The organism is Aquimarina aggregata, from assembly GCF_001632745.1.
Lineage (GTDB): Bacteria > Bacteroidota > Bacteroidia > Flavobacteriales > Flavobacteriaceae > Aquimarina > Aquimarina aggregata.
On sequence record NZ_LQRT01000024.1, the window covers coordinates 73,748 to 99,933 of the forward strand.

The window sequence follows — 26,186 nt, forward strand, 5'->3', positions numbered from 1 at the left end:
TTGATTGTTATTTTTTGTTTTTAGACATCTTCTCTGCTAATAACAAAGCATTATAAGCATTCACTATTTTGCCGGATTTTGAGAGTTCTGAAAAGGGAATCAGTTTTTTCTCTCCATTTTGACCTGTGATTTCTACATCTATATCATAAGAAGTGCCAGATTCCAAAATAACTTTTTTTACCTGACTTGCACTTAGATTAGGGTAATAGGACCTAATTAAAGCTGCAACTCCAGCTGTTATTGGTGAAGCTATAGATGTACCTCTAGAAAATTCATATTTGTTATTAATATCGGTAGTATAAATTTTTTCTCCCGGAGCAAAAACATCAACATTCTTTTTTCCGTAGTTTGAAAAAAATGCTACTAAATTTTTGTCTAAAGCGTGAGTTGTAGCCCCTACAACTATATAATTATCAATGATTTCTTTATCGTTTTTATAATCAATAGGAAAAAAATCTTTTGTATCATTACTTCTACCATCATTTCCTCCGCCAGCAACTAAAAGCACATCATTTTTTTCGGCATATTTCATTGCATCCTGAACCCAATCTTTATGAAGAGAAAAATCTTTACCCCAACTCATGTTTATTACTTTGGCTCCATTGTCGACCGCATATCTGATCGCTGATACAATATCTTTATCATGTTCATCACCAGAAGCAACCATTACCACTGGCATTATTTTAATATTATCAGATACTCCTTTAATACCAATATTATTGTTTCTTGTAGCCGCTAGAACACCACTCACTACGATTGAATGTTGAAAAGGAACATCCCCATAAACTTGATTGTAACCATAATTTAAATCTTTATTATCATTTGGATTATCGCCTATAAGTTCACGCTCTTTATAATCAACATTTAATACTGTTTTTAATGCTTCTTGAGTCTCAGGAATATACTTTTCGTAGAATTCTGGAGTAAGTTCATAAGTAATCGCGCGTTTTATGAATTGTATATGAGCTTTTGCTAAACTATCACTTGGTTTAGTATTCGATAAACTATCTAATTGTGAGATTTTATACTTATTTTTTGGAAAAAAAGTGTTTAAATACCCTTTTGCTTTTGGATATACTTCTAACCAATTTTTTGCATATTTGATGAAATCTTCCTCTTCCTGTATTACATCGTTGACCCTTTTTTTTGCTTTTGAGTATAACTCATAAAGTTCTTTTTGATCTTGGGAAATAGTTTCTGGCGCTTTATCTTTAAAAAGAGGAGTATATTTTCTAAGGATCCGAACGGCTTCTGTATTTTCATATTTCAGATATTCACCTTTAGTATTACCTAAAAAATCCCAACCATGAATATCGTCGATATATCCGTTTTGATCATCATCAATGCCATTATTTGCTATTTCATCGGTATTTAGCCATAATTGTTGTTTAATATCTTCATGATGGATATCTAGTTTGGTATCTAAAACAGCAACAATAATTTCTTTTCCTTTTTTGTTGGACAGCAACTCTTTGTAAGCTTTATCTAAGCTTATACCTGGTATAGTATCTTCTTTTAGATCTTTATGATACCAGTTTTTAAGTTCATGTTCAGAAAGCTCTTGTTGTTTTGTTATTACATTGCCTGCTTGGGCATAGTTTAATAGAGGAATACTAAAGAAAAAGAATATTGTTTTAAGCTTCATAAATTAACTATTGTAATTGATACATTTTAGTTGCCCTAATTTCGAACAAATATATGGCAAAGAATACTTCAATCATTACGTTTAGGCACCTGCTCTACCAAAAGTAAAGCATTATAGGCACTAACGACTTTACCAGATTTTGAGAGTTCTGAAAATGTAATCAATTTTTAGGTTGATAATCAGGATGTCCTATTTGATAAAGATTCAGTAAATGTATGTAAAGAAAAAAATTCTCCTCATATTGAAGTTATTCCCCATTTTTAATCCGTTTCTCGATTTCCCTTTTACCGGCGGGAGTAAGGGTAGTGGCAGAGGTTTCTTTAATAAAGATTATACCATCAAATTGTTTTCCCGGTATTATGTTAAAAATCGGAGAATAAGAACGATCAAATGTCCATGTTGCGCCTGCTGAGTGCATTTTTAGATTTTTCTTTAAAAATGATTGTACCGCATTAGGGTTGGTAAGTTGTTTTAGGTGAATGTATAACCTATCTTTTTTTGACTGTGCAAAGTACCAATCAAAATGACCTTCTTCCCCGGGGTAAATCTTAAAAGAACCTGCTTTTCCATACACATTTGTATTTTTGTTTTTTGTATAACTCCTAGCCTGAAATGTGCCTTGGTAAGTTGCAAACCCAATGGCATAATATTTTTTATCTCCAAGGTACTTTTTTAAAACACTGCCTAATGGTTTTTGGGCTCCATTGAAATAGCTTTCCGGATCTTTATTGATATGTCCATTATGTGCCCATAACATCATTTTAGCATTGGAGCCTTCCTTTTGCAAAGCCTCTAATACAGTCTGTGCCATATATTCGTCACGTATGTTAAACCCAGCTCGTTTTTGTAATTTACTATCTTTTACTTCGACACCTTGAATAATTTTTTTTAAATCTGCTATTACATTAAAATATTCCTTATTTGAGGTTTTTTGAACGAGATGCGCCTTGTTCATAATTATATAAGAAAGCAAAGTGTATAATTTTTGCCTTGTATCAGAAACACTAATTTTATCACTCTTTAAAGTTTTGGTAGCTTTAAATATAGAATCAATGTTAACCTCTAGCATAGGGTGATTTGCAGTCCTTTTTAAGAAGTTTCTTACTCTGGTGTATGCTAAATCCAATCCTACCAGTTGAGTATCTATACCAACAAATTTTACTTTCTTAGCATCTGGTATAGTTTTATTATAATCGTGCATCCATTCGATCATCTCGATTACCTCTTCGGTATTCCAAATCCAAAACCCTTGGGCAGATAATGCATCTCTACTGTTACCTTTACCATGTAACACATAATCATTAATCGGTCTACACCCGACATGGCTGGCTTCAATACCAAATAATGTAAATCCCATTTCTTTTACCAAAAACTCGAGCATACGATGTTTCATTTGGAAGATTTCCTTTGTACCATGACTAGTTTCGCCCATGCCTACCACCTGTATATCTTTTAAAATGGGTTTAAGATGATTAAGATCTTCAAATCCTGTTTCTGCTATTACACTGTTTATTGTGATGGATTTCTTTTGGATCCATGAAACGACACTGTCCTTTTGTTTTTGTCTAAATTCCAGAAGTGTTTCATACTGTTTTTGGGATAAAATTTTAAACTTCTCTATAGCATAACTACCATTAATATTTTTTATAAAATTATCTCGGTCAGTACCTTTTAACCATCTTGATATATATGGAGAAATTTGAAAAATATAGGTATCACTTTTCTTGACAGGAAACTCAACAATCTCCAGCCCATCTTTTCTAAAATTATTTAAAAACCCTTGTAATGTATCTTTTTGGGAAGACAGCAATAATACTTGAAGATTTACATTTTTTTGTTGAAGGTGTAGTTGAAAAAAATCTCCTTTCTTTAATTGAAGTTCATAAGTATGTGTTTCATTTCCTTTAAGTTTTATTTCTTTGTTTTCCTCAAAAGTTCTTATTGCTTCTTGACTATAGAGTTCGTTTTGGATAAAACATAAAAAGAGTAAACAAAAAAGTAATTTAAGTATATTCATTCTAAGTTTTGATTTATGTACTGTCTTTTTAGAGTATTACTCAAAAAACAAACTTTTAATTATAGAATAACAATATAAGATCTACCTATTCTCTCGTAGGCGTTTTTCAAGTTCTTTTTTTCCTCCTGGTGTAAGTGTAGCAGCAGAGGTTTCTTTGATAAAAATCATACCATCATAAGATTTTCCGGGTTCAACTCTACGCGTTGGGGAATAAGAATATTCAAAAGTCCAATTGGCTCCAGCGCTATTCGTTTTGTGTTTTGTGTTTAAAAAGGTTTGGACAGCATTTGAATTTGGAGAAGGATTAAAATTAAGAAAGAATATATCTTTCTTGGATTGGTTAAAATACCAATCTAAACTTTCTACCTCAGCAGGTGATATTTTAAAAGAAACGGCTCCCGCATATTTTTTTTCTTTTGGGCTATAATTTCTGGCCTGAAAACTTCCTTGATACGTAGAAAACCCAACAGCATAATACTTATCGCCTAAATCTCTTTTTAATATACTTCCTAAAGATTTTAAATATCCATTTATATAAGCTCCTGAGTTTTTAGAAATATGACCATTATGTGCCCAAAGAACCATTTTAGACCCTAATTTTTCTTTGTGTAATACTTCTAAAGTAGTTTGTGCCATATATTCATCACGAATATCAAAGTCAACCTTTTTCTGAAATTTACGATCATTAGACTCTACTCCCTGTATAATTTTTTTTAAGTCTCTAATAGTTTTAGCATATTCTTGATTAGAGGTATTGCGCACTAATCTAGTTTCATTTACTACGAGATATGACAATAAGGTATATAATTGTTGTCGTTGCAAAGACATATCCGTTCTATCTCTATTCGTTTTTAATCCTTGAAATACGGAATCTACTTGTATGTTGTGTAATTCATTAAAATTAGTTTTTTTTATAAAACTACTTACATTTTTATAAGCTAGATCTAATGCGACTATTTGTGTATCAATACCTACAAATTTTATTTTTTTATCATTGCTCACAGAGGTGTTATACTTTCTCATCCATTCGATCATATCAATCACCTCTTCTGTATTCCAAATCCAAAATTCTTGAGCAGACAAGGCAGTTCTACTAGTTCCTTTACCATGCAACACATAATCATTAATAGGCCTACACCCTATATGACTAGCCTCGATAGCAAAGATATTAAAGCCCATTTCTTTAACAAGAAATTCCAGCATGCGATGTTTCATCTGGAAAATCTCTTTGGTACCATGACTAGTTTCACCTAAGCCAACAATTTGTATATTTTTTAGAATGGGCTTTAAATACGATAGATCTTTAAAGCCAGTTTCTGATTTTACACTTTTTAATAAACGAGATTCATCTTTTATCCAAGAAATTACACTGTCTTTTTGAATTTCTCTAAAAGCCAACAACTTTTTATAAGCTACAGAAGAAAGCGTCTTAAATTTTATAACTTTATAACTACCATCAATATTATTTATAAAATTGGCACGAGTAGAATCCGTATAACTTTTAGGGATATACGGACTAATTTTAAAAGAATAGTTACCGTTTTTTTTAATAGGGAGTTCTATGATCTCTTTTCCGTTTTTTCCATATGCTGTATTAAATCGTTGTATTGTGTTTTTTTTTTGGTGAAACACTTCAATTTGAATATTAACATTTTTTTGTAACAGCTGTAATTGTAATAGCTCTCCCTTCTTTAATGGGAGCTCATAAAGATGTGTTTCATTACCTTTAAGCTTTGTTTCCTTGTTGTCTTCAAACGACATGGGTGCTTCTTGCCCCAAAACCTCTTGTAAGAATGGAAAATATAAAAAGGTTAATAATAAGACTAATTTGATTTTAATTCTTTGCATAATAAAACTTAGAAATTGTAACGTTTTTCTTATTTAAAATTAGACTATTGTTAAAAAACACCATTGTTTTGGATAATAATTTTGATATTATGTTTAGCTTGAAAATTACTTTGATTAACTTAGAAAGCCATACTATACAATTTTTTAATTTTGGTTGTTCAACAACCAAAATTAAATGGTTATTCAAAATAACTTAAACAACATTTCTAACACACTTTACTCAAAGGGCATAATGGATCCTGTGGGTCAGCCTCGCTTTCTTCATTTGTACCACCAACTATTTTTCTGAGACTATTCCTGTTAAGGTTTGAGATGGTTATTTTGTTTAAACTTAATTTTTTAGTTTCTCTACTTTTCTTCATGATTATTAGTTTTTAATTTTTGGCAAATATATTGTAAAAGCTTGCAAAATCAATATCTCTACAAATGAAACAAGTCGCAATTCTAGAATTAAGACTTAAAAACAATCCAATAATTTTTAACTTTGGTGTGTTAGTAAACGTTTTACAAAGTACGATGGATATATCCCTGTTTTTTTAAAAAAATATTTAGAAAACACCTCAGCAGAATTAAACCCAGCTTCTGCTGCCAATGCCTTTATAGTATAGTTTTGTAACCTAGAATCTAACTTTAATTGATTAGTGATATAATCTATTCTTAAATCATTTATGTAAGGTGAAAAGCTTTTTTGTCGATGGTATTTAATTACTTTGGTCAAATATTTAGAATTGGTATTTATCTTTTTGGCTAATACTCCAGAAGTAATATTCATTTCTAGAAATCCCTTATTTTTTTCAAATTGATCTAGTTCTTTTAATATGATTTCGACGACCTCTTCTGTAATACCAATTGAGGAAGATTCTTCAGTGATTTTATTTTCATGTTTTTCTATTATAACTTCTTTTTTTGTAGAATTCATTAGATCTTCAAAACGTTTTTGATATTGCTTGTTTTTTCGATAGCTAAAAAAAAGAATGCTTGTAATGATTAGTATAATAATAGATGAAAGAATAAGCCCAAAATGTGATTGACTATTTTTACTTTTCAGTTCAGTAATCAGCTCTTCTTTTTTTATAAGTAATAAAGGAGTATCATATTCTTTAACTAATTTAACACTCAAAGATTTATGTTTACTATTAAATATGCTGTCGTTATGGAGTAATCGATTAATATAATAGAGTTGATAATTCTTATCCTTTAAAGTTTTATAATATTTAATTATTTCTAAATAAGCAGGTCTGGATTCAGAAATTAAATTATGAGACTGTTGTACAATTGAATCTATTTTCTTAAAATAAATAAGAGCTTTTTCTTTTTTAGATAATGCATTATATGATTTTCCTAAAAAGAGATAAGTATCAATTATATTATGATGGCCATATCCTTGTCTATACTTGCTTTTTAAAAACTCATCTAACCCTGCATTTAAGGTTTCGATAGCATTAATATATTCTTTATTGTAATAGTAAAACATTCCCTCATTCATCCTGAATAAACCTTCTATATCTGTATTTTTTGACATTTCAACACCTTGTTTATAAAAATATAAGGCAGAATCTATTTCTTTAGTTTGCCTATAGATAGTTACTAGATTAGAGAGAGTTAATAGATAAGGTATAGAATCGTTTCGCTTTTTACCAAGTCTTGTTTTTCTATAGAGCAAAGATTCTTTAAATAGTAGTTTTGCTTCCTCATATTTCCCAAACTTTCTTTTTAAGGAAGCGATATTACTTTGCAAAGCAGAAACATAAAAAAGGACTTCATGTTTTTTTGAATGAGCTAACCCTTCTAGATAATAATCCAAAGCTTTGTCATAGTCACCTTTTGCTTGAGTAATTGCTCCTTTATATGTATGTAAATAAGCTATTTGCTGCACATGCCAAGTATTTTTAACTATATCGAGTGCACTATCTAAATATACAATACGTTGTTCATGGTTATCCATAAATAGTTTAGACATATAGAAAAAACCTTTCGATGTTTCAAAAACACTATCAAGATTCTTTCCTTTTTGCAAATAAGCTTTTGCATACACTTCTGCGGTCGATCTATTTGTTTCTATCGTTTTATAAAACTTATCGTGAAGTTCTTTAAAGTCTAATCCAATTAGAGAATCCAAGTCGCTAGAAGTTATTTTTTGACTATATGAGATACCTTGTAGACCAAACAAACAAAACAAATAAAGTAATAATGTATATCTAGGCATTTTGGTCTTGATTCTTTTTATAGTATATGTCTTATTGTCTTAAAATATTACCCTAAAAGTTTTAAAAATTGTTTTTTAAATAATTCAAGAAGGTTTTTTCTTTAGTTTCTAAACGACACAAAGATACATTTAATATGTGTTATTAAAAAAACGTTAAAGCCTTTTAAAATCAAATAACGACAACGTTTATACTGTAGTCTTAATTCTAGAATTTGGTGCTGGATTTTCTAGAATCAAGACTAGCTCTAGTTGTTTTATAGAGAGTGCTCCAACTACATTTGACCCATCAAAACGCAAAAGATGGGAACACAAACCAACCAGCAGCAACACCAATTTATCAATGCTATTTTAGAGACGTTTCACTTAAAGATGGATGTGTTTTTCTATAACATCGTGCATCATCATCGGTATGAGATTATCATGTATCTGTGGATCACAAAATTGTATACTCAAGGTAAGTCTATAGATCACGCCATACAAATCCTGTATAAAGCCAGAAATCGGTTTATGTTACCTAACTGCTACCAAAAGAAATCATAACGCTACATATACATTTAAAATAAAAACATCATGAGAAATATTATAGAAGACCAAATACCCCAGGAAGAAAAAGATAAAGCCAGCAACTTGATCACGCAATTAGAAGCCATTTTTAATGATAAACTATCGGCACTAACCGAAAAACAACGCCAGGATTATAAAGCAATCAACGAAAAAAACAAATTGTTTGTAAATAAGGTGTGGGATTATCGCCAGCATAGCGAAGCTTTAAGTTCGCCCGATGTTGATTGGCAGGAGTTTGAGCGAGATTATAAAGCACGTGTATTTACCGAAAACCTATTGGGTAGAGTAGAAAGTCTTGTGTATCGATTAGAGAGTACCAAGATCCTGCACGATTATGATAACTATCAGGACTCGTTAAATGATTATGCCTATGCACAATATAGCAAAGGAGCTGGTAAAGCAGGATTTACTGAAAAAGTAGCCGAGTTAAAGCAATTTTTTAACCGCACCAAAAGTACCCCAAAAACAGAAAATATAGTTGAGTGAGTGCAAAAGACCTTCCGTTGGGCCAAAAAGGCCCTCGGTTGGACTTATGAGACCCAATTTTAGACACACAAGGTCTAAAATTAGAGCAACGGAGTCTAATTTTTAACCCATCGGGTTCAAATTTGAACCGTATCGACCCAAGATTACCCCCCAGAGGTCTAACACTTCGTCAATCTTGCCCAACAGAAGGTCAAAAAGGCCCATAGCATGGTATAGGTAGCTCAATTTTTAGGTTGCGAAGTCTAAAATTACACCCCTGAGTCCCATCATTAGCTATCATAACCCCAAGATTGAGGTTTTCAAGGAAAACAAATAGTATAAAAATAAAAGGGAATTACAATGAATATTTTAATCAAACAAATAGAACTAATAGATCGCATAGATCAACTGATCCGATTACAAGCTACAGGGACTCCAGAATCGCTAGCGCATCGGTTAGGAGTTTCAAAAACAAAGCTCTATAGAATCATTAATATTATGAAAGATCTAAACGCCCCCATCCTTTATGATGTAGCCATACAAAGTTTTGTGTATGAAGCTGCGGTGGGGTTTCAGTTTGGGTTTTATGACAAAGAAACGAGTACTAGAGGGGTGAATCCTTTTGTGGGGTAATAGCGATCTCAAAACAATCAATAGTATCAAATAACAACAATTATTATGACGCATTATGTAAACATGTGCAGGTATGCTGCACTCTTATTTTTAGTGACCACACTTTTTACTGCCTGTCAAAAAGATGATGAACAGAGCATACCAACAGAAACGAACCAAGAGGTTACAGAAACACCGTATCAGATTAGCAGGCTATTTATAAATGATCTGGATAGTGATCCAGAGTTTCAAAAAATGGCATATACTTTTAAATTAGAGGAGCCTCTGAAAAGAGCAAAACAGGCTCCTTTTAGAAAATCCAGTATAACCAATAGTGGGTTTTCTATAAAATTTGGTTCTACCAAAAAACTGGTTAGCGCAGGCAAAATATCCTACACCTTTTTAATAGAAAGAGACATTCCAGAAGCCAATATTTTTGAAAACCTGGTCATTGAAAAAGCTACCGATGGCAGTATTAGGGGCTATCTCATGAAATATAAATCAGATGTGTATTGGGATGAGGGCAGCGATGATCCCTTTAGAGGTGACATTTCTATTTCACCGTATAGTGAAAATCTAGATGAATTAATTACGACATTAAATGACCAAAAATCGAGTAGTCTACAAAAGGCCGAAGATTGTAATACAGTTGTACATGTTAGCATATTTGTAGAGTATTCATGCACAGGCTCTAATCAACACACTGTTGATGAAGCAGAGGATTGTAATTGCGGTACTGTATATGCCTGTGAACAACCTCATAACGAAGTATATACCTTTCCTACTTATGTACCATGCAATGATTTTAGCGCACCTACTAACACCAACAATACTAATGGTGGTCAAGATGGTGGTGGTAGTGGTGGAGTTTTAGGAGGAGGTGATGGTGGCACGGGCACTGCTATTTTAGGGCCAGATGGGATTAATGTGCCTAATAGAGAGTTTTTAGTTGATGGTCTTTCTTATGCGCCTTATGCCAGTACCTATGCTAATTATTTCCAGAAAAGCTGGCAATTATTCAAATTTATGGAAGAGACCAAGTTTGTTAAATATGATAAGCCTGTAAACAAACCTATCTACAACCAACTAAAAGAAATTACCAACAGTATTTATAAAAAAAGATATACTCTAAGTAAACAGGACTTTGAATTTTTGTATGGTCGTCAACGACAGATTATTAGTTTATTAGATGCTGTTAATTTTGACTATGCTGCTTTACCCAATGCTCAAAAAAAGCAAATAGGTCAGGCTGCGGCTTTTATGGCTATTATGCCCGAAGCAAAAACAATAAGTAGCATATGGCCCAAAACAGAAGGAGAATGGGCAGCTATTGGTGAGTTATTTGCGCAATTTTTACCAGAGTTAGCTTTAGGGTTTATACCAGGTAGTAGTATTATAGATGTTATCAAGGGAGCTGATCAAGGTGATTATGTGGCCATAAGTTTTGGTATTGCAGGATTGGTTGCCGATGCGTTTGGGGGAACTATTATAAAAGGAGTAGCCAAATTAGGAAAAATAGCCTTTAAAACCTTTAAACTATTCAAAGTAGTTCATAAATTTGCTAAAGCCGCTGGTGTTGCTCTTAAGAGAGGTTTTAAAATGAACCTCGAAAATGGAGTTGCGGTCTTAAAAGATAGTGTAGGTAAGGTTATCGCTAAAGGTGACAATACTGTTAAGGAGTTTTTAGGAATAGTTAATATTCCTAAAGGATCAAGACCGAATCCAAGTACTTATTTAGATGCTAGTTATATTGTTAGACATCTAGAGAAATTTAAAGATGGGGCTTCTAGGATAGTTAAAAAAAGTGATTTTGATGAGTTTGGAATAGGTAAACCAGATGTTGGAAAAACTGAATTTGTTGCTACTAAAGCAGATATTGATGAGATTTTAAAACTGCCATTGGAAAAACAAGCGGAAAAATTAGGTATTCCCGTAGATCAAATTAAAAACGATGGACTTGTTCGGGTTGATTTTAAACCTACTTCAAAGATAGAACTGCCTTCTGGCAATGAATTTGGAGCTAATGATCAATGGATACCTGGTGGTATTACATCCGGAGGCGTTGATGAAGCTATTGTTAAAACAGAGGGAATGAAAGAGGGAATCGATTACATTGTAAAAAACCTTTAAGAATAAAAAATGGAAGTAGTTTTAAAAAGTAGCTGGGATTTTATTTTGAGAAAAAAAGAGAACTATTATATTTTTAATGTAGTTTTCTGTAATAGTGCTATAGATTACTCAAGATCATTTAAATTTTTAGAAGATGAAATAAAAATTGAACTAGAATCTATGAAGAATCTTTCAGAGGAAATTAGAAAAAACCCTGACAATTATGCGGATCGGGAAATAATTCCTTCTATTTGATAATTATCTAAAAGTCAAGAGGATTAAAACCTTTGCTAACTAAATAGGAGAAAGCTGCTGCTTGGTTTCATGAACATGGAGGAGGAGATCAAATTTTAATGCCTCTAAATTGGAACCCTCAAAATTGGGTGAATCAAGTTGTTGATAAAACCACGGGACGGACTTATACATTTGAACAATTTAAAAACGCTTTTCCTAACTTAATATCAAATTAAAAATGAAATTGAATTTAATTGTAGAAGCTTTTAATGTAGGAAAATTGCCCAAACAAGGATGTATATCAATATATGGTAATTTTTTTGGAAAACCAGGAGATACAATATCATCAATTAAAGAGATATCTATAGATAACAACTCTTTAGTTTTCCGATTAGGTGATTCAAAAATTCTTTCTATTGAGTCACCCGAGGAGATAAGTTATGATTCTAATTCAATTGTTATAAGCAAATCAACCAGTGTTAAAGTTGATAATGAGGAGTATTTACCTGTAGGTGGTAAGGAAGCTCTTAACTTATATAATTGGTAAACATATGAAACCAGATGATGCAGATTTAAGGTTATAATCCAGAGGATAAAAGAAGCGTTCAAAACGGTCAATACTGATGTGGCCGTTTTTGATATAAAATAATTTCCCCAGTGTCAAAAAATGAAACTAACTAATCTTAGTTTTGAAGTCACAAAAAAACAATATTAACTCATGCATATGCACTATGGATACTATTTCTTATTTCCTTTTGATCTGGCAAATTATTATTCTTATTCTAGCAATAGGCTTTTTAGTCATTATCCTACGCTCATTTTATATGCTTACCAAAATATATAACAAAATAGTAAAGGCAGAAGATGCCCAAAATAACTAAGTTTCTAAGTTAAAAAATGACACAAAAAAATATAGTCGTAGCGATCATTATACTTTTATGTACTGTTTCTACTAAAGCACAGTATAAAAAGAAAATTTATTTAGACGAGTTTAATCAGCAAATCAAATTTGAAGCCTATCGACAAAAATCGCAATCCAAAGTTTTTGATCAGGTTACATTTAATAATGATACAGTTGAGGTAAAGAAACTGCGGTTTAGAACTTATTTTGGTAAACTTAATACAGAAAAGAAAGAACAGCTTAACAAATTCTTTTTGGCAAGACATGGTATAGATTCTACCAAAGTATGGCTAATACACCATGTGGATACGTTACCTAATCCTAAACAGATGCCCAAAACATCAAAAATAGTCTATCTGGATAGTACAAAAAGAAAGCATAAGCATGTATTAAATTTAGAAGATTACGAAGGCATTATTGCTAAGGAAAGAGAAAATCTAAAACATAAAAAAGACATCGCTTTATTACATTTTTATACAAACGATAATCAATATCCCGTACAAGAACATTCAAACAATTGGTACAAAGATGAAAGCACGATACTCAAAAGAATATTCTCTGATGGTTTTATGCGATATCGAGTAATTATTGTCTATCCTAATGGCGATTTTTTTCTTTCACACTATTATAGATGTAACGAAAAAGAGTTATTGCGTGCTAAAGGGTTTAAAAAACGCAAAAAACAATGGGTTAGTGCCTTTTAGACTGTTTTGAGTATGAGGTTTTTCCTATAAATAAAAATTATAGCTATAAGGTTAGTAAATTCAAAAATACTTTTAAAAAAGTGTCACCCAATAGAAGTATTGTCTATTGGTTTACTTTGATTATGAGATTTTTAAGAAATAGTAAATTTAAAGTATCGTACAATCGCCTAGAGCATCTAACTGTTCTCTAAACGAAGCTTCTGTTGCTGCATCGGGACTACAATTGTTGTTTAGATAATTTTGTAAAGCCGTTTTATAAGCATTACAACTTTCGGTAGTTCTGCTTTCTCCAAAAGTAGAGGCCGCATCTAATGCATTTGTACTTAATGAAAGACAATCAATGCCTGGATCATCACTACCACATGAATTTAAAAAAGAAGCAAAAACAAATAACAATGCAACGAATATCGTTTTTTTCATAATGTCGGGGGTAAGGGTTATTTTTTATGAAACAAATATATGTAAAATTATGTTAAAACAAAACCGTTAATCGAATATAAATGCATTTAATCGATGTATTTAAAGTAGATTTTAAGATGTATGCATTAAAAAAAGGAATCTATAAGACTCCCTTTATATTATTTATACCTTAACATTATTAGTTCACATTAGGGTATAACAACCACGTCACAACTTCTTTCTACAAACTCGGCAAAAGTTTCTCCGTCTCTAAACGAATCTACAGTAGTTGTAGTGGTTCCTGTTATAGATATAGTAGCGGTACGATCACCATTGTCACAAATAGTTACAGGAATCCCTGCTACCTCACAAGAGCTGCAGTTATCTCCACCATCATCATCACTTCCGCAAGACAGTAATAACAAGACAAAAGCTCCTGTGGCAAACAACATTAGTTTTTTCATAATTTGAGGAATTTAGGTTTAAATACCTTTCAAAGATAACTCTTAAAGGATAGGTAACAAAAAAAGACCTCTTAAATACGCTACTGTTGTTTTGTTAAAATAAAATAGGGTCTTATTATCTAACCTCTTCTATATCAATAGGTTTTCCTATATATGCTAATATGCTATCTTCATCTATTTGTTGTATTTCTTCACTGTAGGAAGAAATAATTCTAATACTTTTTTGGGCGTTTTTAAGAAATAAAGGTATAATTTCTGCGTCTTCTTTGGTGAGGTCGATAAGTGTTTTATAGTGTTTTTTATCTTTGATTTTTATCTCCTGAATACCTGGAAATTTTTCGGCAAGTGTCATTAATTTATGAAAATCATCGGTATGCGAAAACAACCCTTCTTGAGGGTTATTATTAGGATTCTTCATCTCTTCGGGTGTAATAAGTCTAAAAGCTCCTTGCTCTCCAAACTGCTCTCCAAATTTATTGATCGCATATTTATTAATGTCACTATTAGCCGTTAATGCCATTAAATAGCCTACATCATTTAACTCGATATCATCTTTGAGCTTGTCTCCGTAAATATTTCCTTCGATAGCTTCTAATCCCAGATCTTTAGCTTTGTTAATATTATCTCTATTACTATCTACAAGGACAACATGACGATTGTTTTCTTTAATATAAACCGCAATTAATCTAGATACTTTAGAAGCTCCAACGATTAAAATACCTTCGGATTTTTTAAGAAAAACACCAACTAATTTTGCAAAAAGTCGAGCTGTGGTAGCATTTAATAACACCGTACCCAAAACAATCATGAATACTAATGGCGTAATATACTCTGCACCTGGCACCCCTTCTTTGTATAATTTTAATCCAAATAAAGAAGCAATACCCGCAGCTACAATTCCTCTTGGTCCCACCCAACTAATAAATAGTTTTTCATTGGTTTTTAGACCCGAACCAGAAGCGCTTAAAAATACTCCTAGCGGTCGTACAATAAACACTACAATGGCAAATAATAAAATGGCATCCCAATTATAGATCAGTTTGAGGTCTTCTAAGTTAATATTTGCAGATAGTAAAATGAATAATATTGAAATTAATAATACGCTAAGAGACTCTTTAAAATATAGGATTTCATTTAGGTTAGGCAGGTTAATATTCCCTAATACCATACCCATAACCACTACCGATAGCAGCCCAGATTCATGCGCAAACACATCAGATAGTACAAAAACACCTAAAACTGCCGCCAAAGTGACTACATTTAGTAAGTAATGAGGGATAATTTTCTTTTTGATAGCAAAAGCTAAAGAATGTGCAAATGTAAAACCAAACGTAAGACCAAAAAGGACAATTTTTCCAAATTCTGCCAAAGCTGTGAATGTAAATTCTTCTCCGCCACCCACTTTTATAAATTCAAAAACCAATACAGCCAATAAAGCCCCTACAGGATCGATTAAAATCCCTTCCCATTTTAGTACTGCAGATACATCTTTGGTAAGCGGAATATTTCTTAGGATAGGAGTAATTACAGTTGGTCCGGTAACTACAATTAATGACGAAAACAAGAATGAAATGGGCCAGCTCAAATTAAAAATATAATGAGCAGCAATTCCTGCGCCAAAAAAAGTAACCACAACAGCCAAAGTAATTAGTTTGATAATTACTGGACCAACATTTAAAATTTCGTTTCTTCTAAGCGTTAAGCCTCCTTCAAAAAGTATAATACTAATGGCTAGAGAAACAAAATAAAACAGACTTTCGCCAGGAAATAATCCATTTACACCATTCCAGATTGGTTGTATTAGTTTAGTGCCGTCACTTGTAATTAGTGTGGCAAAAGGGCCTACCAAAAGACCTATTAAAATGAGTGGTAGAATTGCTGGGATTTTAAATTTCCAGGCTACCCATTGTGCCAATATGCCTAATATAATGATTCCTGCTAGTTCTAACATGGTTTAAATTTAATCTAGTAATGAACTCATGAAGAGTACATACGTTTTGTAATCAAGAAAGATCGCAAATTTTTTAAACATATTGGAAATAAGTTTTATTTTATGGTTTAAAAAAATAAGTTTATATCTTACCGCATTAAATTAAAAGAAAGTATAAGATCTTGAGCGAAGCATTACATCATAAATTTAACACTATACTTATTGGTGTTGCTTTTTCTCCTAATCTGAAGAACAATATTTTTGAAGCCATGAGAATGGTGGATTTCTTTGATTGCAAAATGATCATTGTACATGTTGGAGAGAAAACACAAGAGAAAGAAGACAAGATCAAAGCTTTAATTTCTGGATTTTCTGAAGATCATGAAAAAGTAAAAGTAATCTGGAAACAAGGAAATCCCGTAGAGGTCATTATAGAAACAGCTAAAACAAATCATGCTGATCTTATTATGCTCGGGGCAATCCCCAGAGAAGATTTTCTTAAGTTTTATATAGGGTCAATAGCCAGAAAAATTACAAGACATGCACATTGTTCTGTATTGCTATTAATAAAACCCTCAGAAGATTTAAGACCATGCAATCATATTGTGGTAAATGGACTGCAAGATGAAAAAACAAGACAAACTATATTAGATTCGTTTGAAGTTGCCCAAAATCTTGGGGCCCAAAAACTAACCATTGTTGAAGAAATTTCTCATCAAGAAGTAAAAGTAGTGGTCGAAGATGATAGATCCCTGCTTAAGGATACCTTAATAAAAGAACAATTAGCAAAAAAAGAAGACTTAAGAGTACAACATATTTTAGAGGATGTACCGGAAGACCTTAAATACGGAATTTTGATTAAAACACAATCTATTTTTGGAAAAAGAGGATATTCTATAGGACATTATGCCAAAGTGGTTGCCGCAGATCTATTGATCATGAATGCGCCCGAAAGAACGACATTTTTGGATCGTATTTTTATTCAGGATATAGAGCATATTTTGTCAGAATTACCAACAGATGTTTTAATAATGAGATAGATGGGAAATAGCAAAAGCAATACCTCTAAATTTATATCAGAATTACCAAAAAACATGTTTTCGGGCTTTGTAGTTTCTCTTATTGCCTTGCCATTAGGTTTAGGGCTGGCACTAGCTTCTGAAGCACCACCAATTTCTGGGGTGATTGCTTCTATCGTAGGTGGTATTGTTGTTTCTATATTTGGTGGCTCAAATGTAACGATAACTGGTCCTGGTAATGGATTAGTAGTGGTATTATTAGGAGCAATTACGATACTGGCCGATGGAAATATGTACCAAGGATATATTTTTACATTAGCCGCAATTATATGTTCTGGGGTACTAATGATCATTATAGGACAATTGCGTTTAGGAACACTAAGTGATTTTTTCCCCTCATCTGCAATTCAAGGAATGCTAGCTGCTATTGGTATTAGTATCTTTGCAAAACAGTTTCATGTAATGTTGGCCAACACAAGTATTAAAGGCGATACCCTCTCGATGCTTGCAGATATTCCAACAAGTATTTCGGTATTGTTTACACCAGAATACAGTGATATTGTCATCGCCGCCGTTGTTGGAGTATCCAGCTTATTTATAATGGTATTTTACGGAAAGATTAGAAATAAATATTTTCAGTTAGTACCTGCTCCCATGTGGATTGTTCTTATCGCAATTGGTTTGAGTTATTATTATGAGTTTTTTTCAACAGAAGCGTATCCAATAAGTGCCTCTCTTTTGGTTCAAATACCCAATGAAGTTTTTTCTAGCTTTCCCAGACCCGATTTTTCATTACTACTCGACATGAAATTTATTGGGGTAGTCGTTTCGATTACATTAATATCTACGATAGAGTCTTTACTAAGTATAAAAGCAGTAGATAAACTAGACCCATTAAAAAGAAGATCAAATGTTAATAAAGATCTCACAGCGCTTGGGATTGCTTCAATTGTTAGTGGTTTTGTAGGAGGATTAAATGTAGTTACTGTTATTGCGCGTAGCTCTGTAAATGTTAATAACGGAGGCTCGAATCGATCTTCGAACTTTTTTCACTCGGTGTTCTTAATCCTATTTGTAGTATTATTTCAGGATCAACTTAGAAGAATACCCCTTACCGCATTAGCCGCAATCTTAGTGTATACAGGATATAAACTTGCGGCACCCAAAAACCTTAAAGATGTTGCAAAAATAGGAAAAGAACAACTACTTATTTTTTCGGCAACAGTTATAGCTACAATTACTACAAATCTTATTACCGGAATTTTGGTAGGGATCTTAACCACTATACTTATTCATTTTGTATTAAATAAGAGTATTATGTTTTTTGTCAGAAACCTTTTTAAGCCTAATGTGCTTATGTTTAAAGAAGAGATTAATGACAACTACTTTGTGAGTATCAAGAATTTTTCAAGCTTTATGAATTATACCAAATTAAAAAAGAAACTTGATACTATTCCAGAAAATGAAGATGCGGTGGTAGACTTCTCATTATGTGATTTTGTGGATTATACCGTACAAGAAAGTTTAATAGGGTATCAGGAAACATTTAAAAGAAAAGGAGGTTCTTTTGAAATAACAGGGCTTGATATTCACGGCGCATCATCAGAACACCCACTTGCCGTTCGAAGTTTAATACCATTTTCTAAGAAATTAAAAGTAGGACCAAAATCTAACCTTACCAAAAGGCAGTTTGATTTACAGCAGATAGCCGATGATTTTTCATGGAATTATGATCCTAAAAAAGACGAAAATGTATTGGCATTAAGTGACTTTGTATTCTTTAAAATTAAAAAGGTTAGCTATCTTAATAACGCTATTTTTGATCAAAGAGACGTTTTTAGAATATCAGATGTGGTTTTCTCTGAGGGTGAATTTATTGCAAGGTCACTAGTAAGGACTACCGTTTTGACCATAAAATTGAATAAAGAGATACCTAAATTTACACTAGATAAAGAAGGGCTATTAGAATTTGTGTATAAGTTCGCAGGATTTAAAGATGTTACCATTCAAGGACATCCTGATTTTTCTAAACGATTCTATCTTTTAGGAGAAGACACAGAAAATATAAGATCATTTTTTACCGATGAAATAGTTTTGTTTTTTGAAAGTAATCCGTATTATCATATAGAGTGTAATGGGCAATCCTTATTGCTAATGCGAAAAGAACGTTTAGCAAGTATAAAAGAAATAAAAGCACTATTAGATTACGGAACTCGCCTAGAAAAGATAATATCTGGCACTCAATATGATGAAATAGTGTTAAAAACTCCAAAAATTAAAACTTGATCCTCTTCTTTTTTTCTATTTTGCAAAGATTTTTATCAAAATTTGAAATAAACCATACTAAGCAGAGTCATTTAAGAAGAGATAATATGGGGGCATACAATCTTATGATTGAAAAATAAAAATGTAAATAGAGTAAAAAAATCAACCGGTGTTTTGTACATACTTATCTTAGTATCAGAGTATAGATAACGAATAATCGTTGTACCTTCGCCAGAAAATTTAAAGAAATATAGCGTTAAATACATGAATTTACACCCTATAAAAGCAGGAAATTTTAAACTCGATGGCGGCGCCATGTTTGGGGTCGTTCCTAAAACGTTATGGCAAAAAACGAATCCTGCAGATAATAATAACTTAATAGATATTGCAGCAAGGTGTTTATTAATAGAAAATGGAGATAAACTTATACTGATCGACTCTGGAATGGGAGATAAGCAATCAGAAAAGTTTTTTGGATACTATTCACTTTGGGGAGATGATAATCTTGATGCTTCGCTAAAAGCAAAAGGATTTCATAGAGATGATATTACAGATGTATTTATAACGCACCTTCATTTTGACCATTGTGGTGGTGTCGTGCAGTGGAACGATAGTAGAACAGGATATGAACTAGCATTTAAAAATGCTAAGATCTGGAGCAATAAAGAACATTGGCAATGGGCCGTAGCACCAAATGCACGCGAAAAAGCATCATTTCTTAAAGAAAATATACTACCAATTGAAGAAAGTGGACACTTAAACTTTATTTCAAGAACAGATGCAACATTTCAAAAAACGTCAGAATTAGGTTTTGGCGTACTATTTGCAAATGGTCATACAGAAAAGCAAATGCTTCCGCATATAGCATATAAAGATAAAACCATAGTTTTTATGGCCGATCTTTTACCAACGGTAGGACATATACCTCTACCCTATGTAATGGGCTATGACACTAGACCTTTATTAACTTTGGATGAAAAAAAACTTTTTCTAGAAAACGCCGCTACCCATGGGTGGTACTTATTTCTAGAACATGATGCACATAATGAAATTATAACAGTACAGCATACCGAGAAAGGAGTGCGATTAAAAGAAATATTTACTTGCAATGACATATTTAATTAAAAGAAAGAATACGGTAATGACCCTATCAAATAAAGTACTTTTTACGATTGCTTCATCAATACTATTAGCAAGTTGTGGTGGCGCACCAGCTATAGTTTCTACACCAATAGAAAATATAGATACGATTCCGTTAAAAAATGTTGATTTAGACAACACGCAACTAAAAAATTGGTTTCTAAAAGACCTCGTTTCGGATACTATCCCAGGAATGAGTGTTGATAAGGCATACGATGAACTGCTAAAAAATAAAAAAGGAACTACAGTAATCGTAGGGGTTATTGATAGCGGTGTAGATATCGAGCACGAAGATCTTAAAGGAGTAGTGTGGACCAATACTGATGAGATTAAGGGAAATGGAAAAGATGATGATAACAATGGGTATATTGATGATATACATGGTTGGAATTTCTTAGGAGATTCTTATAACGAAAACCTGGAGTTTGTTAGAATTATTAAAAAATTGAAACCAAAATATACAGGTAAAAATTTAGCATCGGTTGCAGAAGAAGATAGAGACGAGTATAGAAATTATATAGAAGCTAAAGCAGAATTTGAAAAAGAGTATCAAGAAAATGCTGAGCAAAAAATTCAATATGAACAAATCCTGCAACAATCTGAAGCTTCTCATAAAGCAATTGTTGCTAGTATTGGTAAAGAAGACTATTCTAGAGAAGAACTCTTAAATGTAGAAGCAAAAACACCTGAAATGCAGCAACATGTTGCATTTTTGGCACAAATGTTTGGGTTTCTAGATGCCGGAGATACGATCCCTGATTTTATAAAAAACATAACAGAAGGCGTAGATCACTTTACAGAGCAATTAAACTATAACTTAAGCCTAGAGCTTGATGGTAGAGCAAAAGTTGGTGATAATGTTGATGATATTACAGATACCGATTATGGTAATAACAATGTAATGGGACCTGATCCTAAAAAAGAAGGTATTAGGCACGGTACTCATGTTGCAGGTATTATTGCAGCACAACGAAACAATGGAAAAGGAATGAATGGTGTGGCCAAAAATGTAAAAATAATGGCATTAAGAGCAGTACCTAACGGAGATGAATATGATAAAGACATTGCTTTAGCCATTCGATATGCTGCAGATAACGGGGCAAAAGTTATAAATACTAGTTTTGGTAAATACTATAGCACGCACCCAGAATGGGTAAGAGAAGCTATTGTATATGCAGAATCAAAAGATGTATTGATCGTAAATGCTGCCGGTAATGAAGGAGAGGATTTAGATCAAAAACTAGTATATCCTAATGATCAAATCGACAATAACACCGAAGTTGCAAATAATTTTATAACTATAGGAGCTTTAAATTATGAATACGGTGCTAATTTGGTTGCTGATTTTTCAAATTACGGAAAAAGCAATGTAGACGTATTTTCTCCAGGAGTAAAAATATGGTCTACGACACCTAATAATAATTATGAATTTCTACAAGGAACCTCTATGGCATCTCCAGCTGTAGCAGGTGTAGCTGCATTAATAAGATCGTATTATCCTAAGCTAAAAGCGGCTCAGGTAAAACAAATACTTATGAATAGTGGTTTAGCTACAAAGGCAACCGTTATGGTGGCAGGAGATGAAACAAACACCAAGAAATTTTCTGAATTATCTAAATCAGGAAAAATGGTTAACTTGTATAATGCCTTAATCTTGGCAGATAAAATGTCTAAGTAATATTACTGATTATGATTAAAAAAATTGCCCTAGTTTTCTTATTTGGTGCATTTAGTGCAAATGCCCAGAACAATACTTCATACTGGCAACAGCATGTGGATTATGTGATGAAAGTGGATATGAATGTAGAAAACTTTCAATATTTAGGAACACAAGAATTGGTGTACACAAACAATTCACCAGATACATTAAGTAAGGTATTTTATCATTTATATTTCAATGCTTTTAAACCAGGTAGTGAAATGGATATTCGATCTCTTAACTTACCTGATCCAGATCCAAGAGTACTAGATAAGATTAGCAAGTTAATACCAGAAGAGTCTGGATATTTAATGGTTTCATCGTTAACACAAAACAAAAAACCATTAACATATAAGGTCGAAGGAACAGTGTTAGAAGTTACTTTGGATAAGCCAATATTGCCTGGTGAAAAAACGACTTTTTCGATGAAGTTTAATGGTCAGGTACCAAAACAAATTCGTAGATCAGGACGCAATAATAAAGAAGGTGTTGCCTTGTCTATGACACAATGGTATCCCAAAATTGCCGAATATGATTTTGAAGGTTGGCATGCAGATCCATATATAGCAAGAGAGTTTCATGGTGTATGGGGTGATTTTGATGTAACCATAAATATAGATAAAGATTATGTTTTAGGCGGTTCAGGATATTTACAGAACCCTCAGGAAATAGGGCATGGTTACGAAAAACCAGGAACCAAGGTTAAACATAAAGGAAAAACATTATCCTGGCATTTTAAAGCACCGAATGTTCATGATTTTGCTTGGGCAGCAGATCCAGAATATATACACGATAGTGTAAAAGTACCAAATGGACCAACACTTCACTTTTTATATAAAGATAAAAAGGAAATTTTGGATAACTGGAAAGATCTACAACCTAAAACAGTAGAACTGATGAACTATTTTAGTGAAAAAATAGGGAAATATCCGTATGATCAATATTCTGTGATACAAGGAGGTGATGGTGGTATGGAGTATGCAATGTCTACATTGATTACAGGAGAACGAAGTTTTGAGAGTCTTGTTGGGGTTACTGCACATGAAATGGCGCATTCTTGGTTTCAACATATCTTAGCCACTAACGAGGCTAAACACGAATGGATGGATGAAGGCTTTACAAGTTATATTTCTACCTTGGCAATGAATGAAGTTATGAAGCAAAATAACCCAAATTCACTTAAAGGTATGTACAAGACCTACTTTCAGTTAGCAATATCAGGAGTAGAGCAGCCACAAACAACGCAAGCAGATCGATATGCACATAATGCCGCATACGGTGCTTCTGCATATGCCAAAGGAGCTGTGTTTTTATCTCAATTAGGATATGTTATAGGAGAAGATAACCTTGCTAAAACAATAAGAAGATATTTTGACACCTGGAAATTTAAACATCCTACTCCAAATGATTTTAAACGAATTGCCGAAAAAGTTTCAGGATTAGAACTTGATTGGTACCTAACCGATTGGACACAGACCACCAATAGAATTGACTACGGAATTAAAGAAGTAATCGAAGAATCAGGAAAAACAAAAGTAGTTTTAGAACGTAATGGACAAATGCCAATGCCTATTGATCTTTACGTAGAATATACAGACGGAACAATAGAGTCATTTTATATGCCTATTCGATTAATGAGAGGAGAAAAAGAAAACCCAATCTCTTCGATGAAACGAACAGTGCTTGCCGATTGGCCATGGGCTAACCCTACATATACGGTAGAATTAGATAAGCCAGCCGCAGCAATAAAATCGATTTCAATAGATATTATGAACCTTTTAGCAGACGTTAATCCAAGTAATAATAGCTACACAAATTAATAAAAATAGTAATTCTATATAATGATCCGACCTTTGCTATATAGTTAAGGTCGGTTTTTTTAATCATTACCTTATCACTACATTTAGTATCTAATGAGGGAGACATTTAATAAGAAGGAAAGGCTTAAAAGTAAAAAGGAAATAGAGCTACTTTTTTCTGAAGGAAAATCGGTTTCGAAATATCCCATCAGGTTAGTCTATAGAAAGACTGTCTTTGAAGATGATGTTACGATTAAAACTGGTGTATCTGTAAGTAAAAAGCACTTTAAAAGTGCAGTAAAACGCAATCGTATAAAACGTTTATTGCGCGAAAGTTATCGAAAAAATAAGTATATTGTAGCCAACACTACGCATCAATTTACTTTTATGTTTTTATATACCGGTAAGGAGTTACCGGAGTATGCATTGATTGAAACTAAAATTAAAAAAATATTACAAAAATTTATCGAGAAAGAAATAACGTCTAAATAAATGATGTTATTTCTGTTTTTAGTTTTTGTAATAATTAATAAAAATAGATCCATGAAGAAGAGAATTATTTACCCCGTAATTGCTGTTGTTATTTTATTAACTACAGTAAGTTTTAAATCTGATTTTTTTGAAATCGCAAAACAGATTGAAATCTTCACAACTATGTTTAAAGAATTAAACATGAACTATGTAGATGAAACCAATCCAGCAGAACTCATGGATACTGCTATCAAAGCAATGCTCGATGATTTGGATCCGTATACCAAATACTGGAACGAACAAGATGTAGAAGCCTCGAAAATTCGTAATGCAGGAGAATATACAGGTATAGGAGCTTCTGTACGAACAATAAAAGATAAGATTATTATCATAGAACCGTATAAAGACTATCCTGCAGATAAGGCAGGCTTAAAAGCAGGTGATGAGATTATTCAAATTGGAGACGTAAAGGTTGCCGATTTTAAAGATGATGCAGGTGAGCTTTTAAAAGGAGCAAGTGGGACCAAAGTAGATATTACCTATACAAGACAAGGAGAAACTAAAAAAACAGTGCTTTCAAGAGAAGAAATAGAGGTAGATGCGGTGCCGTTTTTTACATTGTTAGATGACAATACGGGATATATTGTATTATCAAAATTTAATAATAAAGCCTCAAGCGAAACGATAGCAGCTTTAAAAGATTTAAAGGCTAAAGGTGCTAATAAGGTTATTTTAGATTTACGAGGAAACCCAGGAGGACTTTTAAGTGAAGCTATTAATGTTACTAATATTTTTGTTCCTAAAGGAGAGCTAATAACGACCACAAAGTCGGTAGTTAAAAAATATAATAAAGAATATTTTACAAAAAAAGCACCTGTTGATACTCAAATCCCTTTGGTAGTTTTAGTAAACGGAAGAAGTGCTTCTGCCAGTGAAATTGTTGCAGGAAGTATTCAAGATTTGGATAGAGGTGTAGTTATAGGGGCAAGGAGTTTTGGTAAAGGATTAGTACAACGTCCTAAAAAACTGACCTATGGGACACAACTAAAAATAACCATTTCTAGATACTATACGCCAAGCGGTAGATGTATCCAAGCACTAGATTATTGGAATCGTGATAAAAATAATAATGCCGTACGTATTGATGAAAAGGATTTTAAAGCCTTTAAGACTAAAAATGGAAGAACAGTATATGATGGAGGGGGAATAGAACCAGATATAGTACTAGAGACTTCTAAATATAGTAAGATCACTACAGCCTTGCTAAAGTCTGATGCTATTTTTGGATATGGTACCAAATATTACTATTCACACCAGTTAAAAGAATCAGGAGATTTTAAATTTACAGATAAGGATTATGAAGATTTTAAAAGCTTCGTAAAGCAAAGCGATTTTAATTTTGAAACCGAAACCGAAACGGCTTTTAGTAAGTCACTACTTACCGCCAAAAAAGAGAAATTAGATGCAGAAATTACCAAAAGTTATGCTGCACTTATGGATGCCATAAAAGTTTCTAAAGAGAAAGCATTAGATACTCATAAGGAAGAAATCGTAAACCTACTTACCGATGAGATTATTAAGCGCTATTTTTATAGAGAAGGATTATATAATTATTATGTAAAAAATAATCCTGAAGTCTCTAAAAGTAAAGAGATACTTAATGATGAGAAGAAGTATCAGGAAATTTTAAAATAG

Annotated in this window: 22 protein-coding genes; 14 read left to right on the forward strand and 8 right to left on the reverse strand. The window is 32.6% G+C overall.

From position 1 onward, the window contains the following. Positions 1-7: 7 nt before the first annotated feature. The 5 genes from AWE51_RS15585 to AWE51_RS15600 form a co-directional block, all read right to left on the reverse strand. Positions 8-1,645 carry a S8 family serine peptidase gene (locus AWE51_RS15585; RefSeq protein ID WP_066315135.1) on the reverse strand — a complete coding sequence of 546 codons (1,638 nt, stop codon included), beginning with the start codon at positions 1,643-1,645 and terminating at the stop codon, positions 8-10. A gap of 247 nt (positions 1,646-1,892) precedes the next feature. Further along, positions 1,893-3,662, reverse strand: a complete 1,770-nt coding sequence (locus AWE51_RS15590) for an erythromycin esterase family protein (protein ID WP_066315137.1) — start codon at positions 3,660-3,662, stop codon at positions 1,893-1,895. A gap of 81 nt (positions 3,663-3,743) precedes the next feature. Further along, positions 3,744-5,510, reverse strand: a complete 1,767-nt coding sequence (locus AWE51_RS15595; protein WP_066315140.1) for an erythromycin esterase family protein — start codon at positions 5,508-5,510, stop codon at positions 3,744-3,746. A 206-nt stretch (positions 5,511-5,716) separates the two neighbouring features. Further along, the gene (locus tag AWE51_RS26545) at positions 5,717-5,872 is read right to left on the reverse strand and encodes a class I lanthipeptide (RefSeq protein ID WP_157766131.1); all 156 of its coding nucleotides are present in this window, start codon (positions 5,870-5,872) and stop codon (positions 5,717-5,719) included. 116 nt (positions 5,873-5,988) lie between these two features. After that, entirely contained in the window at positions 5,989-7,716 is a 1,728-nt protein-coding gene (locus AWE51_RS15600) for an AraC family transcriptional regulator (RefSeq protein WP_066315143.1), read from the reverse strand. 300 nt (positions 7,717-8,016) lie between these two features. Between AWE51_RS15600 and AWE51_RS26550 the strand changes: the two genes are divergently transcribed. From AWE51_RS26550 to AWE51_RS15630, 7 genes are all read left to right on the forward strand, one after another. After that, on the forward strand, positions 8,017-8,256 hold the full coding sequence (locus AWE51_RS26550; RefSeq protein WP_147405009.1) for a hypothetical protein: 240 nt from the start codon (positions 8,017-8,019) through the stop codon (positions 8,254-8,256). Positions 8,257-8,286: 30 nt separating this feature from the next. Further along, positions 8,287-8,766 (forward strand): hypothetical protein, encoded by a 480-nt coding sequence (locus AWE51_RS15605; protein ID WP_066315145.1) that lies wholly within the window; start codon positions 8,287-8,289, stop codon positions 8,764-8,766. 339 nt (positions 8,767-9,105) lie between these two features. Beyond that, a complete protein-coding gene (locus tag AWE51_RS15610; protein WP_066315146.1) occupies positions 9,106-9,378 on the forward strand; it encodes a hypothetical protein in 273 nt (90 codons plus the stop codon). A 45-nt stretch (positions 9,379-9,423) separates the two neighbouring features. Next, positions 9,424-11,487 carry a hypothetical protein gene (locus tag AWE51_RS15615; protein ID WP_066315148.1) on the forward strand — a complete coding sequence of 688 codons (2,064 nt, stop codon included), beginning with the start codon at positions 9,424-9,426 and terminating at the stop codon, positions 11,485-11,487. A 9-nt stretch (positions 11,488-11,496) separates the two neighbouring features. Further along, a complete protein-coding gene (locus AWE51_RS15620; RefSeq protein ID WP_066315150.1) occupies positions 11,497-11,721 on the forward strand; it encodes a hypothetical protein in 225 nt (74 codons plus the stop codon). A gap of 217 nt (positions 11,722-11,938) precedes the next feature. Continuing rightward, positions 11,939-12,247 carry a hypothetical protein gene (locus AWE51_RS15625; RefSeq protein WP_066315152.1) on the forward strand — a complete coding sequence of 103 codons (309 nt, stop codon included), beginning with the start codon at positions 11,939-11,941 and terminating at the stop codon, positions 12,245-12,247. 350 nt (positions 12,248-12,597) lie between these two features. Next, a complete protein-coding gene (locus AWE51_RS15630) occupies positions 12,598-13,305 on the forward strand; it encodes a hypothetical protein (RefSeq protein ID WP_066315154.1) in 708 nt (235 codons plus the stop codon). 147 nt (positions 13,306-13,452) lie between these two features. Here the strand turns inward: AWE51_RS15630 and AWE51_RS15635 are convergent, their stop codons facing one another. The 3 genes from AWE51_RS15635 to AWE51_RS15645 all read right to left on the reverse strand — a co-directional run bounded on the left by AWE51_RS15635 (position 13,453) and on the right by AWE51_RS15645 (position 16,119). Further along, positions 13,453-13,725 carry a hypothetical protein gene (locus tag AWE51_RS15635; RefSeq protein ID WP_066315156.1) on the reverse strand — a complete coding sequence of 91 codons (273 nt, stop codon included), beginning with the start codon at positions 13,723-13,725 and terminating at the stop codon, positions 13,453-13,455. Between the two features lie 188 nt (positions 13,726-13,913). Beyond that, positions 13,914-14,168 (reverse strand): hypothetical protein, encoded by a 255-nt coding sequence (locus tag AWE51_RS15640; protein WP_066315163.1) that lies wholly within the window; start codon positions 14,166-14,168, stop codon positions 13,914-13,916. A gap of 115 nt (positions 14,169-14,283) precedes the next feature. Then, on the reverse strand, positions 14,284-16,119 hold the full coding sequence (locus tag AWE51_RS15645; RefSeq protein WP_066315165.1) for a cation:proton antiporter: 1,836 nt from the start codon (positions 16,117-16,119) through the stop codon (positions 14,284-14,286). Positions 16,120-16,280: 161 nt separating this feature from the next. On the opposite strand from AWE51_RS15645, the gene AWE51_RS15650 reads away from it, so the two are divergent. The 7 genes from AWE51_RS15650 (at position 16,281) to AWE51_RS15680 (ending at position 26,186) form a co-directional block, all read left to right on the forward strand. Then, entirely contained in the window at positions 16,281-17,138 is an 858-nt protein-coding gene (locus AWE51_RS15650; RefSeq protein WP_066315168.1) for a universal stress protein, read from the forward strand. Beyond that, positions 17,139-19,403: a SulP family inorganic anion transporter gene (locus tag AWE51_RS15655; protein WP_066315170.1), complete on the forward strand. Its 2,265-nt coding sequence runs from the start codon at positions 17,139-17,141 to the stop codon at positions 19,401-19,403. 243 nt (positions 19,404-19,646) lie between these two features. Then, positions 19,647-20,507 (forward strand): MBL fold metallo-hydrolase, encoded by an 861-nt coding sequence (locus AWE51_RS15660; protein ID WP_066315172.1) that lies wholly within the window; start codon positions 19,647-19,649, stop codon positions 20,505-20,507. Beyond that, a complete protein-coding gene (locus tag AWE51_RS15665) occupies positions 20,491-22,200 on the forward strand; it encodes a S8 family peptidase (protein WP_232517396.1) in 1,710 nt (569 codons plus the stop codon). The genes AWE51_RS15660 and AWE51_RS15665 overlap by 17 nt, the downstream gene beginning before the upstream one ends. An 11-nt stretch (positions 22,201-22,211) precedes the next feature. Further along, positions 22,212-24,041, forward strand: coding sequence for a M1 family metallopeptidase (locus AWE51_RS15670; protein ID WP_066315173.1), 1,830 nt, complete (start codon positions 22,212-22,214; stop codon positions 24,039-24,041). Positions 24,042-24,134: 93 nt separating this feature from the next. Continuing rightward, on the forward strand, positions 24,135-24,512 hold the full coding sequence (gene rnpA, locus AWE51_RS15675) for a ribonuclease P protein component (protein WP_066315174.1): 378 nt from the start codon (positions 24,135-24,137) through the stop codon (positions 24,510-24,512). Between the two features lie 51 nt (positions 24,513-24,563). Beyond that, the gene (locus AWE51_RS15680) at positions 24,564-26,186 is read left to right on the forward strand and encodes a S41 family peptidase (protein ID WP_066315175.1); all 1,623 of its coding nucleotides are present in this window, start codon (positions 24,564-24,566) and stop codon (positions 26,184-26,186) included.

Excerpts from the sequence above, each read along its gene's own strand:
- AWE51_RS15585 (WP_066315135.1), bottom strand. The coding sequence starts at position 1,645 with ATGAAGCTTAAAACAATATTCTTTTTCTTTAGTATTCCTCTATTAAAC.
- AWE51_RS15590 (WP_066315137.1), bottom strand. The coding sequence starts at position 3,662 with ATGAATATACTTAAATTACTTTTTTGTTTACTCTTTTTATGTTTTATC.
- AWE51_RS15595 (WP_066315140.1), bottom strand. The coding sequence starts at position 5,510 with ATGCAAAGAATTAAAATCAAATTAGTCTTATTATTAACCTTTTTATAT.
- AWE51_RS26545 (WP_157766131.1), bottom strand. The coding sequence starts at position 5,872 with ATGAAGAAAAGTAGAGAAACTAAAAAATTAAGTTTAAACAAAATAACC.
- AWE51_RS15600 (WP_066315143.1), bottom strand. The coding sequence starts at position 7,716 with ATGCCTAGATATACATTATTACTTTATTTGTTTTGTTTGTTTGGTCTA.
- AWE51_RS26550 (WP_147405009.1), top strand. The coding sequence starts at position 8,017 with ATGGGAACACAAACCAACCAGCAGCAACACCAATTTATCAATGCTATT.
- AWE51_RS15605 (WP_066315145.1), top strand. The coding sequence starts at position 8,287 with ATGAGAAATATTATAGAAGACCAAATACCCCAGGAAGAAAAAGATAAA.
- AWE51_RS15610 (WP_066315146.1), top strand. The coding sequence starts at position 9,106 with ATGAATATTTTAATCAAACAAATAGAACTAATAGATCGCATAGATCAA.
- AWE51_RS15615 (WP_066315148.1), top strand. The coding sequence starts at position 9,424 with ATGACGCATTATGTAAACATGTGCAGGTATGCTGCACTCTTATTTTTA.
- AWE51_RS15620 (WP_066315150.1), top strand. The coding sequence starts at position 11,497 with ATGGAAGTAGTTTTAAAAAGTAGCTGGGATTTTATTTTGAGAAAAAAA.
- AWE51_RS15625 (WP_066315152.1), top strand. The coding sequence starts at position 11,939 with ATGAAATTGAATTTAATTGTAGAAGCTTTTAATGTAGGAAAATTGCCC.
- AWE51_RS15630 (WP_066315154.1), top strand. The coding sequence starts at position 12,598 with ATGACACAAAAAAATATAGTCGTAGCGATCATTATACTTTTATGTACT.
- AWE51_RS15635 (WP_066315156.1), bottom strand. The coding sequence starts at position 13,725 with ATGAAAAAAACGATATTCGTTGCATTGTTATTTGTTTTTGCTTCTTTT.
- AWE51_RS15640 (WP_066315163.1), bottom strand. The coding sequence starts at position 14,168 with ATGAAAAAACTAATGTTGTTTGCCACAGGAGCTTTTGTCTTGTTATTA.
- AWE51_RS15645 (WP_066315165.1), bottom strand. The coding sequence starts at position 16,119 with ATGTTAGAACTAGCAGGAATCATTATATTAGGCATATTGGCACAATGG.
- AWE51_RS15655 (WP_066315170.1), top strand. The coding sequence starts at position 17,139 with ATGGGAAATAGCAAAAGCAATACCTCTAAATTTATATCAGAATTACCA.
- AWE51_RS15660 (WP_066315172.1), top strand. The coding sequence starts at position 19,647 with ATGAATTTACACCCTATAAAAGCAGGAAATTTTAAACTCGATGGCGGC.
- AWE51_RS15665 (WP_232517396.1), top strand. The coding sequence starts at position 20,491 with ATGACATATTTAATTAAAAGAAAGAATACGGTAATGACCCTATCAAAT.
- AWE51_RS15670 (WP_066315173.1), top strand. The coding sequence starts at position 22,212 with ATGATTAAAAAAATTGCCCTAGTTTTCTTATTTGGTGCATTTAGTGCA.
- rnpA (WP_066315174.1), top strand. The coding sequence starts at position 24,135 with ATGAGGGAGACATTTAATAAGAAGGAAAGGCTTAAAAGTAAAAAGGAA.
- AWE51_RS15680 (WP_066315175.1), top strand. The coding sequence starts at position 24,564 with ATGAAGAAGAGAATTATTTACCCCGTAATTGCTGTTGTTATTTTATTA.